Here is a 16,913-nt window from a genome sequence, read left to right on the forward strand (position 1 = left end):
CGGCATCCGCCCTTCTTCGTTTCAGACTACCCCGGCCGATCAGCTCAGGTACTGGAACAGCGAAACGCTTTGAATCTTCACGAACGCCTGTTGTGCTGCCTGCAGGGCGTTCTGTTCCAACGTGTACTGACCAATCGTCTTGACCATGTCGACTTGCGTCAGATCCGCGAGGTTGCTCGAGGTCTGCAGCGTGTTGGTCTGCGTGACCGTCTGCAAAGCCTGCACTTCCGTCTCGCGGCCGCCCACGGCTGCCTGCGCCGTCACCACGTTGTTCATGGTGTTTTCGAGCTGGGTCATGCTGGTGGTCAGCGCGCTCTGATAATTCGCCGTCGTCGAGCCGCTCGAAATCGGCGTTTGCAGCGTGGTGATCAGCTGGCTCAGGTTGGCGAACACATCCATGCTGCCTTGCGTGGCCGGCGTGACCGAGAAGCTGTCGCCGGCATTCGGCTGACCGCTGATCGTGACCGACTGGCCGCCGAGCGTGATCGCCGTGCCGGAGCTGAAGGCCTGCGGGCCGCCCACCGTGGTCGTGCCGGTCGCCGGGTCGGTCTGGCTGATCGTGTAGGTCGTGCTGGATGTGAAATTCAGCGCGTACGTATCGGCGTTGGTCGGATCGGTCGGGTTGTTCAGACTCACCGTGCCGATCACACCCGTGCCGGTATTGCTCGACGAGCCGGCCGGCACCGCGCTGGTACCGATCGCTGACACGCTGTTGAAGATGGACGTGCCGTTATCGCCGGTCTGCACGTTGTGCGAATCGGTCACTTGCACGGATGGCGCGCCGGCGTCGCCGGAGTACGTCACGGCGCCTGCGGAATTCGTCGAGTACGGTTGCGACTGGCTCTGATAACCGGCGAACAGGTAGTTGCCCTGCGCATCGGTCGAATTGGCGAGCGTCATCAACTGGCTGCGCAAGCTCGTCAACTGCGTGGCGAGGGAGCCGCGGTCGCCGTTGTTCAGCGAACCGTCGCCAGCGCGCAGCACTAGCGTGTGGATGCTTTGCAGCACGGAGTTGACGCTGCCGAGCGTCGAGTCTTCCGCCTGTAGCGAAGAAAGCGCGGTGCTCTGGTTGGTCGTGTACTGCGACAACGTCGTCGCGGTCGTGCTCAGTTGCACGGCCTGCGCCGCGCCGAGCGGATTGTCCGACGGCGTGGCCAGGCTGACGCCGCTCGAAAGTTCCTGATACAGCTGCGACAACTGAGCCTGCTGATCGCTCATCGACGACACGTTCATCGTGAAGTACTGCGCGCTGGAGATACGCATATTCAATGCCTCACTGGAAGATGCCAAGCAACGTCTGGAACAGGGTCTGAGCGGTCTGAATGACCTTGCTGTTCGCCTGATAGAGCTGCTGGTACTGAAGCAGATTGGCTGCTTCCTCGTTGATGTTGACGCCCGAAACGGATTGCTGCGCCGTGGTGATCTGCGTTACCAGCGACGCCTGTGCCGTACTGGCGGTCTGCACCTGGTTGGTCTGGTTGCCGACCTGGTTGACGTAGTTCGCATAGGCGCCCGTCAGCGTGATCGTGCCGCCGCCCATCGCTTTCGCGGTGGACAGATTCGACAGCGCCAGCGCGTTGCGGCCGTCGTTGGTCGCGCCGGTGTTCGGGCCGATCGTGAAGGTGTCGCCGGCAGCCGGTGTGCCGCTGAGCGTCACGGTCACGTTGTTCATCTGCGTGACGGCCGGATTGGTGATCGTGAGCGTCGCGCCGTTGGTCGCCGAATACGGCACCACGGTGCTCGTATTCGTAATCGGATAGGAAACCGGCGGTGTGCCTGCGATCGTCACCGTCGAGCCTGCCGCGAAACCGGTCAGTCCCGTGCCGTTGTACGACAGCGTGGTGCTCGACGTCGGCATGCTGTAGCCGGCCGTCACCGAGCCCTGCGAGATCTGGCCGGTACCCGTGTTCGTCGTGGTGGCCGAGGCCAGCACCGGCGCCGCAGCGGCGATTGCCGATGCATCGGTGGTGGCGGTCGAGAAACTGTTCAGCGCGCCACGGGTCGGTTCGACCGTGAACGAATCGCCGGCGTTCATCGTGCCGGTGGTCGAGAAGTTCAGGCCGTTGATCGGCTGGCTCAGGTTAGTCGCCGAACCCACCACGCTGCCGGTCGAGTTGTCGGTCAACGTGTAGGTCGTGCCGTTGTACGCCAGCGTGTAGTCGCCGGAGGTCGGATTGGTCGCATCCGCGAACGACACGTTCAGCGAAGCGTTGCCGGTGTTCTGCGAGTTGGCGTAGACCGTCGGGCTACCCACCGAGAACAGCGCGCCGCCCTTGGCGCCCGCGAGCGTGATACCCAGTGAGTTCTGCGCGTTGACCTGGCTGGCGAAGCTCACCGCGATCGCGCCGAGTTGCGCCTCGCCCGGATCGAGCGTCTGGCTGCGGAACGCGACGAGGCCACCGAGCGTACCGCCGGTGATCTTGCTGTCGGGCAGCGTTTGCGGCGTATCCGCCGGGTTCGCACCTGCCTGGCCGAGATACTGGACGGACAGTTCGCTGGTGTCGCCGCTGGAAGGCGTGGTGCCCAGGTTATAGCTATTGGTGGACGACACGAGCGGCTGGCCGTTACCCATGAACACGCTGTAACTGCCGTTGGAGTTGACCACCTGCACGCCGACCAGTTGCGACAGATTCGACACGGCGAGATCGCGCTGATCCATCAACTGGTTCGGCGGCTGGCCTTGCGTGCTGGCTGCGGCGATCTGGCCGTTCAACTGGGCGATCTGCGCCGAGTAACTGTTGATCTGCGAAACGGTGTTGCTGAGCTGCGTGTTGACGCTCTGACGCAGCGCATCGTATTGCTGACCCGCGGCGTTGATCTGGTTTGCAAGCGTTTGTGCGCCACTCATGGCGGTCTGACGCGTCGCCTGCGTCGAAGCGCTGTTCGAGACGTTCTGCAAACCGGTGAAGTAGCCGGTGATGGCGGTCGCAATCCCGGCGGTCGGGCTGCCGATCAGGTTGTTCAGCTGCGAGATCAGCGTGTTGTAGGTCGACAGCGAGCTGCTCGACGACTGTGCGTTGTTCAGTTCAGTGGTCAGATACTGGCTGTACTGGCGCGTCACGGTGGTCGTCGAGACGCCTTGCGGCAGATAGCCCGAACCCGTGTACTGACCACCCGTTTCCGAGTAGACCGGCGTTTCGATCGTATAGCCGGGGGTCGACGCGTTGCTGATGTTCTGGCCGGTCGTCGTGAGTCCCCACTGGGCTGCGTTCAGTCCACTGAGGCCGAGATTGATGAGATTCGACATGCGTCATCCTGAAGGGCGACACCGAACACCTGTCGCCACGTTACTTGAACATCTTGTTTAACGGCCCCAATAGGGAAAAATTGAGGCCATCCCTGTGTTCTGGTGCAATTAACGCGCGAGTGAACGGCGCTTCATTTCGAGCTGCGTAATCAGGCGCTGCAGCGTGTTTTCAGCGCTGCCAGGCAGCGTCAGAAAACGGAAGCCGAGTTGATAGCGCTGCGTGCCGTTCGGCAACGCGATCGCGCGGTGCGACACGAGTTGCAGATCGAGCGAGAGCCGGCCGAGTGTGCCGAGCAACAGTTCGCAATCCATCAGGCGCGTGCCCATCGGCAATTCGGCTACACGCTCATCCGACGTGCGCATGCCGACGCCGCCGAGCGACAGATCGTGCACTTCGAAGCGGAACGTGTCGCTGCCAGGCAGACGCCCCGTGCACATGTACGGATCGAGAATCGGCGCGTCGACGCGGAAGTATTCGCGGCGCTGCACGTAGAACAGCACTTCGGGGAAGTCGGCCTCGAACGCCGGCATGCCTTCGTAGCGGGTCTCGCGCGGCGAGCCCGTGACGAACTCGACGCGCACGCCGTCTGGCGTGGCGTGGAACTGGCAGCGCGGTGCGGCCAGCAGGCCTTTGTTCTGTTCAGAGAGTGCACCCCAATCGAAGGTGAAGGTGCGTTCGCGCACGTCCACATCGAGCAGGCGTGTCACCAGCTGACCACCGGCGTATTCGACGGTGAGGAAATCGCCACGATTGACGAGATTGCGTAACTGAACGCCGATCTCAAGCGGGTTGCGACGTCCGAAATCGGGAGCGTCGTCATCGTGCTGTGCGTGCGGCTGGCCGGGCGCGTTGGTCTGGCCATTCGACTGGTTCATATCCATGGGCTTGCCGGTATGCATGTTCTTGCGGTCGCGTGCCAGGGCTCCTGCCGGGGCTTTCGCGCGGTCTTCCTCGAAGCCGCAGCACGCGCTTCAACCGGACGCTACAGCGCTATTCCGGTATCGGGTCTAACTCATTAGCGGCAGCATCCGGCCAAAATTTAGGGGCTTGTAATGAATTTTTTGCCGCAAACGTTAAACACGAACCGTCTGATGCGGGTGGACCGACCGCCCGTGGGCGGCCGGCCTCGTCCGTCTTGTTATGCACCTGGCCCCGTCGCGTGCATGGTTTGAATGGGATGAATCACACTGCATCGACCGGCGCCGAATCGCGCCGCGTCACCGTATTAACGGCAGCTCAGCCCATCTTCTGCATGATGGACATCAATTTTTTCGCGTAGTGCGGGTCGGTTGCGTAACCGGCGCGCTGCATGCCGGTGGCGAAGCCGTTGGCGTCACGCGAGGAATTGATCACCTGCGCATAACGCGGGTTGTCCTTGAGCAGGCTCGCGTAGTCGGTCATGGCTTCCTTGTACGAGTCGTACGCGCGGAATTTCTCGACGGTGCGCTGCGGCTTGCCGTTCACATATTCGGTCGTCACCGTGGAGACCGTCTTGCCGGTCCAGTCCCTGGTCGCCTTGATGCCGAACACGTTGTGACTGGTCGAGCCATCGGCCTTCTTGATCTCGCTCTTGCCCCAGCCCGATTCGAGCGCAGCCTGACCGATGATGAAACGCGCCGGAATCCCGGTCGCCGCGCTGGCCGCCTGAGCCGGCGCCGCGAGTTTGTCGACGAATGCGTCGACCTTCGGCGAAGTGCCGTCGCCTTTGATCGGCGGCGTCAGCGCGCTGTTGGCCGAGTAGCCGCGGCCCATCGCCAACTGGCCGTTGGCTTGCGCATTGCCATAGGCTTTCGCGAGCGCGTTGAGCGCCGCGGTCTGCCCTTCGTCGCCACCACCACCGCCGGTGCCGCCGCCCAATGCGTTGGCCATCCCGGCGAGGCCGCCCGCGCCAGCGCCGCCGCCCACCTGCATACCCTGATTGCGCATCAACTGCTTGAGCATCGCGTCAGCCACGCCGATGCCGCGTTGCGACATCTGCTGCGACATCTGCTGGTCCATCATCGACGTGAAGGTGGCGCTGTCGTGCGAGTCGAACGGGCCGTCTTGCGGCGTCGCATCGCGCATGCTCTTGAGCATCATCTGCGTGAAGACCGCGTCGAACTGCTGCGCAGCCATCTTCATGCCGGCCTGCGGCGATGCCTTGACTTGCGCACTCAGCTTGCCGAAACCCTGCACGTCGAGCGCGAAGCGCTGGGTCAGGTCGTTCGCCGCCGTAGCGGAATTGGTCGTATCCGAATTCATCTGCTGTCTTCCTTAGATGATTTCCAGGTCGGCGCGCAAAGCACCCGCCGCCTTCATGGCCTGCAGGATCGACATCAGATCCGCGGGCGTCGCACCCAACGCGTTGAGCGCCTTGACGACTTCCGCGAGATTCGCGCCGGAAGTCACCAGTTTGAGCGCACCGTTGTCCTGCTTCAATTGAATCTGCGACTGTTTGGCCGCCACCGTCTGACCGTTCGAGAACGCGCCCGGCTGGCTCACGACCGGTTGCGTGTTGATCACCACCGACAGATTGCCGTGCGCCACCGCACAACTCTGCAGCGTGACCATCTGGTTCATCACGATCGAACCGGTACGCGCGTTCAGGATCACCTTCGCAGCGGCTTGCGCCGGCTTGACCTCGAGGTTCTGCAGTTGCGCCATGAAGGCGACTTGCTGCTCCGGATCGGCCGGCGCGCGCAGCTGCACCGTGCGGCCGTCCAGCGCCATGGCCGTGCCGCTGCCGAACGCGTTGTTGACCGCCGCCACCACGCGCTGCGTGGTGTCGTAGTCCATGTCGTTCAGGTCCAGCTGCATCGTGCCGGCTTGCGAGACCGTGGTCGGCACGGCGCGTTCGACGATCGCGCCGCCGGCGATGCGGCCCGCGGCCAGCGTGTTGACCTGCACCTTGCTGCCGTTCGCGCTCGCGCCCGCACCGCCGACCGCGAGGTTGCCCTGGCCGAGCGCATACACCTGTCCATCGGCGCCCTTGAGCGGCGTGAGCAGCAGCGTGCCGCCACGCAGGCTCTTGGCATTGCCGAGCGACGACACCGTCACGTCGATCGCCTCACCCGGACGGGCGAACGGCGGTAGAACCGCCGTCACCATCACTGCGGCGACGTTCTTCAACTGGATGTTCGACAGCGACGACTGCGAATTGCTCGAGCCGGCCGCCTGGTTATTGATCGAGATACCGAGGTTCGCCAGCATGTTGGCGAGCGTCTGCGTGGTGAACGGCGTCTGCGTGGTCTGGTCGCCCGTGCCGTCGAGACCGACGACCAGGCCGTAGCCGATCAGCGGGTTGTCCCGTACGCCCTGGATCTGCACGAGGTCCTTCAGACGTTCGGCATGAGCGGGCGTTGCAGCCGGCAGAGCGGCACAAGCGAGCGCAACCAACGCCAGCGCGCGGCCGAACTGGCCGAACTGGCCGAAGCGGTCGAGACGGACCAGGCGCGCGAGGCGGGTGTGGGAGAAGGCGGTACGCATGATCACCACGGCGACACGTTGAGGAAGAAGCGCTGCAGCCAGCCCATGTTTTCGGCCTCGTCGAGATAGCCCTTGGCCGAGTATTCGATTTTCGCGTCGGCCACCTGGGTCGAATACACCGCATTCAGACTGGAAATCGTATTCGGGTTCACGACACCGGAGAAACGCACGAACTCGTTGCCCTGGTTGATCAACATCTGTTTCTCGCCGCTCACCGCGAGATTGCCGTTCGGCAGCACGCCCGTCACCGTCACGGTAATCGTGCCGTTGAAGGTGTTCGAGGCGTTCGCGCCGCCCGTGCCCGCGAAGACGTTGGCGCCCGTCGCGTTCAGGTTCGTCTTGCCAAACAGTCCACCGAGGAAACCTGCGGTCGGCACGCTGAAGTTCGTGCTGCCCGAGCGGTTCGCGTTGGCGCCCGAGGACTTCGTCGCGTTGACGTTTTCCTGGATCACTATGGTCAGGATGTCGCCCACATTGCGCGGCCGCTGATCTTCGAACAACGGTCGGCCCGCGTAACCCGGGTTATAGATGGAGCCCGGCGATTGCATCTGCGGCGGCAACGGCGGCACCGCTGTCATCGGCTGCTGCGTGATCGGCTGCTTCGGCACGAGGCCGCACCCCCCCAGGGCCGCGAGCAGCGTGAGCTGCACGAGCGCCTGAGCGGTGCGCGAATGAACCGGAGTACGAGTGAAGTGCGACATCTTGATTACCGCCTGTTTATTGCCAGTCCTTCGAGCCTTAAACCTGCATCTGGCTGAGGGTCTGCAGCATCTGGTCGGAGGTCGTCACGGCCTTGCTGTTGATTTCGTAAGCGCGTTGCGTCTGGATCATGTTCACCAGTTCCTGCACCACGTTCACGTTCGATGCTTCCACGTAGCCCTGATTCAGCGTGCCGGCGCCGTTCAGGCCCGGTTGCGCGACGTTCGGCGCACCCGACGATGCGGTTTCCGAAAACAGGTTTTCACCCTTCGCATCCAGACCGGTCGGATTGATGAAGGTCGCGATCTGCATTGAGCCGAGCTGCTGGCTGTTGGTCGAGCCGGCGACAGTGATCGACACCACGCCGTCGCTGCCGATCGTCAGCGAGGTGGCGTTGTTCGGGATCGTGATGGCCGGAATCACCTGATAGCCGCTCGACGTCACGAGCTGGCCTTGCGCGTTGGTCTGGAACGAACCGTCGCGGGTGTAGGCGGTCGTGCCGTCGGGCATCTGCACCTGGAAAAAGCCCTGACCGTTGATGGCGACGTCTTTCGAGTTGCCGGTCTGCTGCAGGTTGCCCTGCGTGTAGAGACGCTCGGTGGCGACCTGTTGCACACCCGTGCCGAGCTGGATGCCGGACGGCAGTTCGGTGTTTTGCGTCGAGTTGGCGCCCGGCTGGCGGACGGTCTGGTACAGCAGATCCTCGAACACTGCGCGCGAGCCCTTGAAGCCATTGGTGCTGACGTTCGCGAGGTTGTTCGAAATCACGTCCATCTGCGCCTGTTGCGCATTCATGCCGGTGGCGGCGATGTAGAGTGAGCGATTCACAAGTGTTCTCCTGTGTCGGTCGGAGTTGGCGCTTCAGCGCTTACTCCGATCCCATGCAAGGCTTACGCCATTGCCGTTAGCTAAAACTGAGCAGCTGGTTGGCGGCCTGATCGTTCTTGTCGGCGTTCTCCAGCAGCTTGGTCTGCATCTGAAACTGGCGCGCGTTGGTGATCATCGAGACCATCGCGGAGACCGGATTCACGTTGCTGCCTTCCAGCGACGCGGGCGCCACCGTGACGGTCGGATCGGCGTCGGCCGGGTTGCCGTCGGCGGTACGGAACAGGCCGTCGTCGCCACGCGTCATGGTTTGCGGATCCGGATTCACCAGCTTCAGCTGATCGACCGTCACCACGGCGGTCGGCGGATCGCCCGGCGTGAGCGCCGTGATCGTGCCGTCCTTGCCGATGGTGATTTCCGCGCCGGGCGGCACCGATACCGGACCGCCGTTGCCGAGCACGGTCTGATTCATGGCGTTCACCAGTTGGCCGTTCTCGTCGACGTGCAGATTGCCGGCGCGGGTGTAAGCCTCATTGCCATCGGCGGTTTGCACTGCCAGCCAGCCCGGACCCTGAATAGCCACGTCGAGCGGATTACCCGTTTGCTGGATCGGCCCTGGCGTGTAGTCGGCGCCCGGCGTCGACGACAGCACGAAGGTGCGCGTAGTGTCGTCGTTGACCGAACTGCCGTCGCCGAACGACATCGGCACGGCACGGAAGGTCGCGAGTTGCGCGCGAAATCCCGTGGTCGAGGCGTTTGCCAGGTTGTTGGCAACGATTGCCTGCTGTTCGAGCGCTTGCGTGCTGCCCGACATCGCGGTGTAGATCAGCCGATCCATGATGGGTAGGTCCCGGTCGCTTACAGGTTGATCAGGGTCTGGTCGACGGTCTGCTGGGTCTTGATCGTCTGCGCGTTCGCCTGATAGTTGCGTTGCGCGGTGATCAGGTTCACCAGTTCGCTCGTCAGGTCGACGTTCGAGTTTTCCACCGCGCCGCCTTGCAGCACGCCGTGGTTGGTCGAGCCCGGTGCCGAAATCTGCGCGACGCCCGACTGCGAGGTCTGCTGGAATTCGTTGTTGCCGAGATTCACGAGACCGTTCTGGTTCGAGAAGTTGGCGAGCACGATCTGGCCGAGCGCAGCGGTTTGCTGGTTCGAGTAGTTACCGGTCAGGGTGCCGTCGGCGCCGATCGTGAAGCTCGTCAGCGTACCGGCCGCGTAGCCGTCGGGTTGCAGCGAGTTGACGCCGTCCTTGCCGCCGTACTGCGTCGTGCCGGCGATGTTCAGCGTCAGGTTTTGCGGCGTCGACGAACCGTCGGTGGTCGGGATGCTGAAGTTGTAGGCGAACGGCGTCGCGGTGGCGACACCCGATGCGTCGGTCGTGCCGAGCAGCGTGCCCGACGAATTGAAGTTCGCTTGACCGACCAGTTGCGCCGTGCCGGTCGACGTGCCTGCATACACGTTCCACGTGCCCGCCGACGTCTTGGCGAAATACATGTTGACGGTCTGCGAGCCGCCCAGCGAGTCGTACACCGTCGTGCTCGTCGAGTAGTTGTAGGTCGTCGAGCTGTTCTGGTTGAACGCCACCGCGGTCGGCGCGATCGTGTAGTTGTCGCCGGTCGCCGGCGTGCCGTTGAACGTGATGGTCTGGCCGTTGCCGAGCGAAATCGCCGACCCTGCCGTGTACTGCGCGGCGGCGGTCGTCGTGTTGAGCGTGTTGTCCTTGACCGTGTACGTGGGCGGCGTGGTCGTGGCGTCGAACGTGACCGTGTAGTTGTCGTTGTTCGTGCCCGACGCCGTATTCGTGATCGTGGCGCCGACCGTGGTCAGGCCGGTGCTGTTGGTGGTGCCGGCCGTGACCGTCGGCGTACCGAGCATCAGCGCGTCCTGCGCGTTCAGGTTCAGGCCGGCGACGATCTTGGTGGTCGCTTGCGGCGCGATGTTCGCGGTCGGCACCGACAGCGGCACGGTTTGCGCGGTGTTGATGATGCCCGAGGCGTTCGCGGCGTAGCCCATCAGTTGCAGGCCTTCGGCGTTAGTGATGTAGCCGTTCTTGTCGAGCTGGAACACACCGTTGCGCGAGTACACCAACGAGCCGTTGTTCGACAGCTGGAAGAAGCCGTTGCCGTTGATGGCGACGTCGAGCGCCTGATTGGTGCTGGTGATCGTGCCTTGCGAGAACTGCTGCTGGACGTCGGCGAGCTTGGTACCGATACCGACCTGGTTGCCCACCGCAGTCGCCACCGAATTCGCATACATGTCGGCGAATTGCGCCGCGCCGCTCTTGAAGCCAACCGTGTTCGCGTTGGCGATGTTGTTGCCGATCACGTCGAGGTCGCTCGACGACGCGGACAAACCACTCAAACCTTGCTGGTAACCCATGACGGTCTCCGTATCTGGAAAGTCGTAACTGACTGAATCTGAATCAAAGGATGGCGGCGACGCCGGTCAGGCCGACCGTCGAACCGTTCGACAGCACGAGGCCCGGTGTACCGTTGCTCTGCATGACGACGCTTTGCACCGTCGCACCCGTGAGCGTGGTGGCCGTCGCCTGCTGGCCGTTGATCGTGCCGACCGCGCTGATCGTGTAATTGCCGTCGGGCAGCGTGTTGCCGGCGGTGTCGGTCGGCGTCCAGCCCACCGGAACCGTGCCTGCCGCCTGCTGGCCGAGGTCGATCGTGTTGACGATCGTGCCCGCCGAGTTCTTCACGACGACCTGCAGGTCGCCCACCGCGTTGGCGAGCTGCACGCCGAACGCAGCGGCCTTGCCGCTCGCAACCGCCACCGAGCTGCCGGGGGCGAGCACCGTCGAGCCGATCAGCAAAGCCGCTTGCGACTGCTGACCCGCCGACATCTGCGTGGCGAGCGAGCTCAGCGTCGTGTTCAGCTGGCTGATGCCCGAGACCGTGTTGATCTGCGCCAGCTGCGAAGTCATCTGCGAGCTGTCCATCGGGTTGGTCGGGTCCTGGTTCTTCAACTGCGCAACGAGCAGTTGCAAAAAGGTGTTCTGCAGATCGGTCGCCGACGTGCCCGAGGTGCTGCCGCTCGAACTCGTGGAACTCGAGGCACTGCTCGTGCCGTTCATCGTGTCGAGCAACGTTTGCGACACGGTCGTGCCGTTGTTGCCGATGGTGGTGCTGGTGGTCAAGGAAAGTCTCCTCAGGTTCCGATCGTGAGCGTTTTCAGCATCAGTGTCTTGGCGGTGTTCAGGGTCTCGACGTTGGCCTGGTACGAGCGCGAGGCCGAGATCATGTTCACCATCTCCTGCACCGGGTCGACGTTGGGCAGCGTGACGTAACCGTCCGAATTGGCCGCCGGGTTGCCGGGGTCGTAGGCAGTCTTCATCGGCGTCGGGTCATCGACCACGCCGGTGACCTGCACGCCGCCGACCTGCTGGCCGGACGCCGTCCGCGCGCCGCCCAGCGGGCTGACCGCGAACACGACCTGCTTGGCCTTGTACGGCTGGCCGTCCGGGCCGGTCGTGCTGTCCGCGTTGGCGAGATTCGACGCCGTCACGTTGAGCCGTTGCGACTGCGCCGACATCGCGGAGCCTGCAACACCAAAAATGTTCATCAGCGATGGCATCTGTCCCACCTCTCCTGCCGGTTCGACCCGGCTTCAAGTTAATTCCCGTAGCGATTGTTCTTGCGTACTGCTGTAGCTGTTGCGTTCGCGCCGCCGGCTTTTTACGAGCCCGACTGGATCGCCGACAACATCGACTTGATCTGGTTCGACAACACCGTCATGCCCGATTCGAAGTGCAGCGTGTTATCCGCGAACTGCACCCGCTCGGTATCGATATCGACCGTGTTGCCGTCGAGCGCGGGTTGCGTCGGAATGCGGTATTGCAGGTTGCCGTAGTCGTCCGACGCGCCGCCCGTGGGCGTCAGCGTCGCCTTGCCGGCCATATGGCCCGGCGCGGTCGACACCATCGACATGCCGCTCGTCACCCCTGCGGGCTGCGTCATGCCGAGCGTCGAGTTGTTCGACGCGGCCGTGCCGGTGGTGCCGTCGCTCTTCTTCAGCGCACCGGCCAGCGACGAAGCGAAGTCGACGTCGCGCGCCTTGTACCCGGGGGTATCGGCGTTGGCGATATTCGACGACAGCAACTCCTGGCGGTAGGCGCGTACATCGAGCGCCTGGCGGCCAAAGGCGAATTCGGCATCGAGTTTGTCCAGCATATGAATCTCCGGAGAACGTTCCCGAGGCTTCCCGTGCACCTCGTGTGAGGATTGCAGCGGACGGGAAGACCTTTTTGCATGAGGTGCATCTTATGGGCCGAACGCAAGTGGCAATCGGACGAATAACCGGGAAAGGGGGCTTCTATTCAACGTTTGCGCAAAGGGGGCGCTCACTAGAATGCAAGGCGTACCGATGCATTCGATGGAGAACCGCGATGGACCAACCCACTTTCGAGCCGACGCACCGCGCCCAACGCGCGGCGACGCGTCGCGTGGGTAGGCGCGCAGCGCGTCTGGCGAGCCGGCTGCTGTTGAGCTCGGCACTGTGCGTGCCGGCCGGCGCCCTGTTGTTCGCGTGCGCCGCGCAGGCCGACGAGGCAGGCGGCCCGATCGTGATTCCCGGCCCCGGTGAGAAGAACCCGGCCGCGCTCGCCGATCTTGCCGCGCAGATGCAGGCGGCGCCCGCCAAACGCGTGGGCTCGCCGGCGACGCTTGCCGCGGCCACCGCGCAATCGATCGCGCCCGGGCCGGTCGCACGCGGCGCAGATGAGTTCACACGCGCCGCCAACGCGAGCGGCTCGATCGTCATTCCGGGTGCGGACGAGCCGCCGGCCGCGCCGCAGATGATCCGTACCAGCTTCAGACCCGACGCCAATGGCGTCGTGACGATTCCGGCGCCCAGCGCCGCCAATGCGACGAGTCCGCCTGCGCGAGTCAATCTCGTGCCGGGTTCGCGCCAGGTGGTGCCGGTCGTGGTGACGCCAGCGGCGCAAGTGAATAACGCAAGGCAAACATCAGGCGTGCAGACGGTGGTGGCGAATGGGCCGGCGGATGCATCCGCTGGCGCCTCCGCCGCGAGCGGTTTCGACAGCCTCGCCTCGCGCGGCGAGCCACCGCAACTGGATGCGAACGGCAAACTTGTCGCCGCCCGGGCAAGTGCGACGCGGCCCGTGGCCGCACGGGTGGCCGCCGCAGCTTCGGCCCCCACGCCCGCGCCCGCCGCCATCCAGGCGGCCGCGCCGACGCCGGCGACGATCTCACGCGTATCCGCCGTCCGGCCGGTTGCAACGGCGGTGGCACAGCAGAACCTGCACCCCGCCGCACTCGCTCAACCCGTCCCACTCGCCGGCCAGCAGGACCCAGAGCAGATTCGCAGCACCGCTCTCGCCTTCCTGCAGCAGCAAGCCGCCGGCTTGCCAGGCAAGATCGACATCACCGTCGCGCCGGCATTTCCGCGCGGGCTCGCCGCCTGTACGGTGCTCGAGCCGTTCATGCCGAGCGGCTCGCGCCTCTGGGGCCGCATGACCGTCGGCGTGCGTTGCGCGGGCGAGCGGCCGTGGACCATTTACCTGCAAGCGCGCATCGCGTTGCGGGCCACCTACTATCTGGCCGCCCGCGCGATGTCGCCCGGCGAAGTCCTCACCGCGGCCGACCTGGTTGCACGCGATGGCGACCTCACCGGACTGCCGCAAGCGATCGTGACCGACCCGTCGCAGGCCGTCGGCTCGGTCACGCTGACGCGCGTCGCCGGCGGTATGCCGTTGCGCCGCGACATGCTGCGCAGCGCCTCGTCGGTGTCGATCGGGCAGACGGTGCGGGTGGTCGCGGCCGGCGACGGTTTTTCGATCTCGTCCGAGGGCAGTGCGATGAATAACGCGTCGCCGGGACAGCAGGTGCGGGTCAAGACGCCCAACGGGCAGATCATTTCCGGCATCGTGAAAGACGGCGCGACCGTGGAGATTCAGTTGTGAACACGGTCGTAGAACACCGATCCGGACCCGTGACAGGGCCGGACCGACTTGTGAGGCAGGGCAGGAACTGGAGCGATTGCGCTAAAGTTTTGATCAACGCTTGCCGTTATCAGAATCAAATCGTTCAGGAAGCCCATCGTGAAAATCGATTCCACACCCAATTCGAATCTGCCGACGTTGAAAGACGCCCTGTCCCGCTCGCAACAAGGCGACGCGACGACGAACGCGACCAGCAGCACGCAGAGTGCGAGCAGTGCCTCGCAACCGACCACCAGCGGTTCGGGCGACGCCAGCGTCAGCCTGTCGGGTCTGTCGCAGCATCTGCGCAGCCTCGCGGCGTCCGGTTCGGCCGATATCGACACGGCGCACGTCGAGTCGATCAAGCAGGCCATCAAGGATGGCACGCTGACGATCGACTCGAGCAAGATCGCCGACGGCGTGCTGAATACCGCACGCGACCTGTTGCAAAGCAAAACCTCGTCGACCGGCAACTGATCGACGCATCGAAGTACGGTGAAGTGCCGGGCGGCATTCGACAAACCCGGCTCGCGAATCATGCGCGAGCCGTCGTGTTCAGCGAGTTGTTGAGATGAAAGACGCCCTGCTTGCCACCCTCATCGAAGAATATTCGGCCGTCGAGGCGTTCGCCTCGATCCTCACGCTCGAGACCAAGGCATTAACCGCCTTGTCTCCGCTGGAACTGCTGCCGCCAATCGTCGAGAAGAAAACCGAACTGATCGGCACGCTCGCCAGGCTCGAAGCCACCCGCGACGAACAGTTGGCCCAGATGGGCTTTCCGGCCGGCTGGTCCGGCATGGAACTCGCGGCCAGTACCGACGCGCGTCTGTCAGGCCAGTGGTCGTTGCTGCAGAAGGCCGCCGAACGCGCGCGCCGTTTCAATACCAGCAACGGTGAACTGATCCGCGTGCGGATGGACTACAACCAGCGAGCGCTGACGGCGCTGCAAGTGACCGTGCCCAAAAGGGCCGGCTTCTATGGACCGGACGGCCGTATTCCGGCGCAACCCGCCTTGTAAAACGACGCGGTATTGCTGACTGATTGCATTGAAAAAGGGCTCGTCATCGACGAGCCCTTTTGCTTTTCCCCGCCTGCTTTTCACTCCCCGCAGATCGCCTCCATCGCCTCCATCGCCTCCATCGCCTCCATCGCCACCATCGCCGCCTTAGCCATCCGGCCAGGTGGCGCGCAGCGCCACGCCGCGATCAAATCTCGTTTCCCCCACTGAGGTTTTCCGCCCTCCGCGAGCCGCGTGTCAACGCTGCATTGAGGAGCCAGGAAGCTTCCACTAGCAAGGTTGTGTAATCGTGTGTACAGTTCGAGGAATGCAATATGAACAGTGCCGAAGTCATCAAACGGATTCATGCGGAAGGGTTGGCAGCTGGTCCGCGTCACGGGCAGCCATCATCATTTTCGCCACGCGGTCCGGTCTCGTGACCATCCCGCATCCAAAGAAAGATCTTCCGCCCGGCACGCTGAACAGCATCCTGAAACAGGCAGGTCTGAAATGAAAAATCTGATTTTCCCGATCGCGATCGAGCCGGGCGATTCGCAGCAGGCGTTCGGCGTCGTCGTGCCCGACATTCCCGGTTGTTTTTCTGCGGGCGACACGCTGGAAGAAGCCTACGCGAATGCGAAAGAGGCCATCGAGTCGCATCTGGACACGTTGCTCGACGAGGGTATGCCGATTCCCGAACGGCTCACACTCGAGGAGCATCGGAGCAATCCGGACTTCGCGGGCTTCACCTGGGGTTTCGTGACCACCCGGAATATTCCCGCGCTCAAGAAGGCGGTGCGTATCAATATTTCGCTGCCTGAAGCGCTAGTTCAGGACATCGACGTCTATGCGCGGGCACGCGGCATGTCGCGCTCGGCGTTTCTCGCGCTGGCCGCGGAACATGAAATGGCAGACGCGTGAGGCAAAAGCGCCGTGCGGCGCTCCCGCTCGTCCACGCGGTGACTGACTGAAAACGTCAGGTTGCCTCGGCGTTGGCCCAGGTCATCTCACGCAGGCGGGTGCGCAAACGGGCCACCGCCTGGCTGTGCAGCTGGCACACACGCGATTCGCTCACTTCCATCACCGCGCCGATTTCGCGCAGGTTCATGCCGCGTTCGTAGTACAGCGACATCAGCAGCTTTTCGCGTTCGGGCAGGCGATCGATCGCCTCCACCAGCGCCGAGCGCAGGCTGTCGTCGAGCAGCGCCGACAGCGGATCCGAATGATCGACGCAGTAGCGGTCGAGGAACGGCTCGTCATCCGCCGAACGGTCGAAGTCTTCGTAATAGATCAGTTGGCTGCCGTGCAGATCCTGCAGCATCGACTGATACTCGTCGAGCGGCATTTGCAGGTGCTCGGCGATCTCCGTTTCGCTCGCCGAGCGGCCCAGATTCTGCTCCACCTTATGCACCGCAGTTTCCACTTCGCGTGACGTGCGTCGCAGGCTACGCGGCAACCAGTCGTTGCTGCGCAACTCGTCGAGCATCGCGCCACGAATCCGCTGGCTGGCATAGGTCTCGAACTGCGCGCCCTGGTCTTCCTTGTAGCGGCTCGCCGCGTCCAGCAGCCCGATCATGCCAGCCTGAATCAGGTCGTCCAGATCGACGCTCGCCGGCATTTTGGCGACGAGCTGCAAGCCGAGTCGACGCACGAGTGGTGCGTACTTGGTCAGAACTTCGGCTTGGGAAATCTTTCCCTGAGCGTTATACATCGTGCTCCCCTTGTCCTTGTG

At 63.7% G+C, this 16,913-nt stretch carries 18 protein-coding genes and 1 pseudogene; 6 read left to right on the forward strand and 13 right to left on the reverse strand.

Annotation, left to right across the window (positions count from 1 at the left end; translation table 11 throughout):
• Window positions 1-39 precede the first annotated feature (39 nt).
• The 12 genes from flgL to flgB all read right to left on the reverse strand — a co-directional run bounded on the left by flgL (window position 40) and on the right by flgB (window position 12,415).
• The gene (gene flgL, locus FQ705_RS19375) at window positions 40-1,263 is read right to left on the reverse strand and encodes a flagellar hook-associated protein FlgL (protein WP_144143682.1); all 1,224 of its coding nucleotides are present in this window, start codon (window positions 1,261-1,263) and stop codon (window positions 40-42) included.
• Between the two features lie 10 nt (window positions 1,264-1,273).
• Window positions 1,274-3,247, reverse strand: a complete 1,974-nt coding sequence (gene flgK / locus FQ705_RS19380; protein ID WP_144143683.1) for a flagellar hook-associated protein FlgK — start codon at window positions 3,245-3,247, stop codon at window positions 1,274-1,276.
• Window positions 3,248-3,355: 108 nt separating this feature from the next.
• A complete protein-coding gene (locus tag FQ705_RS19385) occupies window positions 3,356-4,129 on the reverse strand; it encodes a flagellar brake protein (protein ID WP_186307919.1) in 774 nt (257 codons plus the stop codon).
• Window positions 4,130-4,484: 355 nt separating this feature from the next.
• Window positions 4,485-5,489, reverse strand: a complete 1,005-nt coding sequence (gene flgJ, locus FQ705_RS19390) for a flagellar assembly peptidoglycan hydrolase FlgJ (RefSeq protein ID WP_144143685.1) — start codon at window positions 5,487-5,489, stop codon at window positions 4,485-4,487.
• Window positions 5,490-5,501: 12 nt separating this feature from the next.
• Window positions 5,502-6,713 carry a flagellar basal body P-ring protein FlgI gene (locus FQ705_RS19395; RefSeq protein WP_260854566.1) on the reverse strand — a complete coding sequence of 404 codons (1,212 nt, stop codon included), beginning with the start codon at window positions 6,711-6,713 and terminating at the stop codon, window positions 5,502-5,504.
• Window positions 6,714-6,715: 2 nt separating this feature from the next.
• Window positions 6,716-7,414 carry a flagellar basal body L-ring protein FlgH gene (gene flgH, locus FQ705_RS19400; RefSeq protein ID WP_144143686.1) on the reverse strand — a complete coding sequence of 233 codons (699 nt, stop codon included), beginning with the start codon at window positions 7,412-7,414 and terminating at the stop codon, window positions 6,716-6,718.
• A 37-nt stretch (window positions 7,415-7,451) separates the two neighbouring features.
• Window positions 7,452-8,240 (reverse strand): flagellar basal-body rod protein FlgG, encoded by a 789-nt coding sequence (gene flgG / locus FQ705_RS19405; protein WP_144143687.1) that lies wholly within the window; start codon window positions 8,238-8,240, stop codon window positions 7,452-7,454.
• Between the two features lie 76 nt (window positions 8,241-8,316).
• Complete coding sequence (flgF, locus tag FQ705_RS19410) at window positions 8,317-9,075, reverse strand: flagellar basal-body rod protein FlgF (RefSeq protein WP_144143688.1); 759 nt, start codon at window positions 9,073-9,075, stop codon at window positions 8,317-8,319.
• 20 nt (window positions 9,076-9,095) lie between these two features.
• On the reverse strand, window positions 9,096-10,616 hold the full coding sequence (locus tag FQ705_RS19415; protein WP_144143689.1) for a flagellar hook protein FlgE: 1,521 nt from the start codon (window positions 10,614-10,616) through the stop codon (window positions 9,096-9,098).
• Between the two features lie 43 nt (window positions 10,617-10,659).
• On the reverse strand, window positions 10,660-11,382 hold the full coding sequence (locus tag FQ705_RS19420; protein WP_144143690.1) for a flagellar hook assembly protein FlgD: 723 nt from the start codon (window positions 11,380-11,382) through the stop codon (window positions 10,660-10,662).
• Window positions 11,383-11,393: 11 nt separating this feature from the next.
• Window positions 11,394-11,819, reverse strand: coding sequence for a flagellar basal body rod protein FlgC (gene flgC / locus FQ705_RS19425; protein ID WP_012434707.1), 426 nt, complete (start codon window positions 11,817-11,819; stop codon window positions 11,394-11,396).
• A 101-nt stretch (window positions 11,820-11,920) separates the two neighbouring features.
• Window positions 11,921-12,415: a flagellar basal body rod protein FlgB gene (gene flgB, locus FQ705_RS19430; protein WP_144143691.1), complete on the reverse strand. Its 495-nt coding sequence runs from the start codon at window positions 12,413-12,415 to the stop codon at window positions 11,921-11,923.
• Window positions 12,416-12,630: 215 nt separating this feature from the next.
• Here flgB and flgA point away from each other — a divergent pair, with 215 nt between their 5' ends.
• From flgA to FQ705_RS19455, 6 genes and pseudogenes are all read left to right on the forward strand, one after another.
• Window positions 12,631-14,166: a flagellar basal body P-ring formation chaperone FlgA gene (gene flgA / locus FQ705_RS19435; protein WP_144143692.1), complete on the forward strand. Its 1,536-nt coding sequence runs from the start codon at window positions 12,631-12,633 to the stop codon at window positions 14,164-14,166.
• Window positions 14,167-14,304: 138 nt separating this feature from the next.
• Entirely contained in the window at window positions 14,305-14,661 is a 357-nt protein-coding gene (flgM, locus tag FQ705_RS19440; protein WP_144143693.1) for a flagellar biosynthesis anti-sigma factor FlgM, read from the forward strand.
• Window positions 14,662-14,755: 94 nt separating this feature from the next.
• On the forward strand, window positions 14,756-15,202 hold the full coding sequence (locus FQ705_RS19445) for a flagella synthesis protein FlgN (RefSeq protein ID WP_144143694.1): 447 nt from the start codon (window positions 14,756-14,758) through the stop codon (window positions 15,200-15,202).
• 12 nt (window positions 15,203-15,214) lie between these two features.
• Window positions 15,215-15,412: a hypothetical protein gene (locus FQ705_RS34140; protein WP_186307920.1), complete on the forward strand. Its 198-nt coding sequence runs from the start codon at window positions 15,215-15,217 to the stop codon at window positions 15,410-15,412.
• 104 nt (window positions 15,413-15,516) lie between these two features.
• Window positions 15,517-15,695 (forward strand): annotated as a pseudogene (locus FQ705_RS19450) (type II toxin-antitoxin system HicA family toxin).
• On the forward strand, window positions 15,692-16,102 hold the full coding sequence (locus tag FQ705_RS19455) for a type II toxin-antitoxin system HicB family antitoxin (protein WP_144143695.1): 411 nt from the start codon (window positions 15,692-15,694) through the stop codon (window positions 16,100-16,102). The pseudogene FQ705_RS19450 and the gene FQ705_RS19455 overlap by 4 nt, the downstream one beginning before the upstream one ends.
• Before the next feature lie 55 nt (window positions 16,103-16,157).
• Here the strand turns inward: FQ705_RS19455 and FQ705_RS19460 are convergent, their stop codons facing one another.
• Complete coding sequence (locus FQ705_RS19460) at window positions 16,158-16,892, reverse strand: RNA polymerase sigma factor FliA (protein ID WP_144143696.1); 735 nt, start codon at window positions 16,890-16,892, stop codon at window positions 16,158-16,160.
• Window positions 16,893-16,913 lie beyond the last annotated feature (21 nt).

Origin of the sequence: Paraburkholderia sp. BCC1884 (assembly GCF_900996225.1) — a bacterium.
GTDB lineage: Bacteria > Pseudomonadota > Gammaproteobacteria > Burkholderiales > Burkholderiaceae > Paraburkholderia.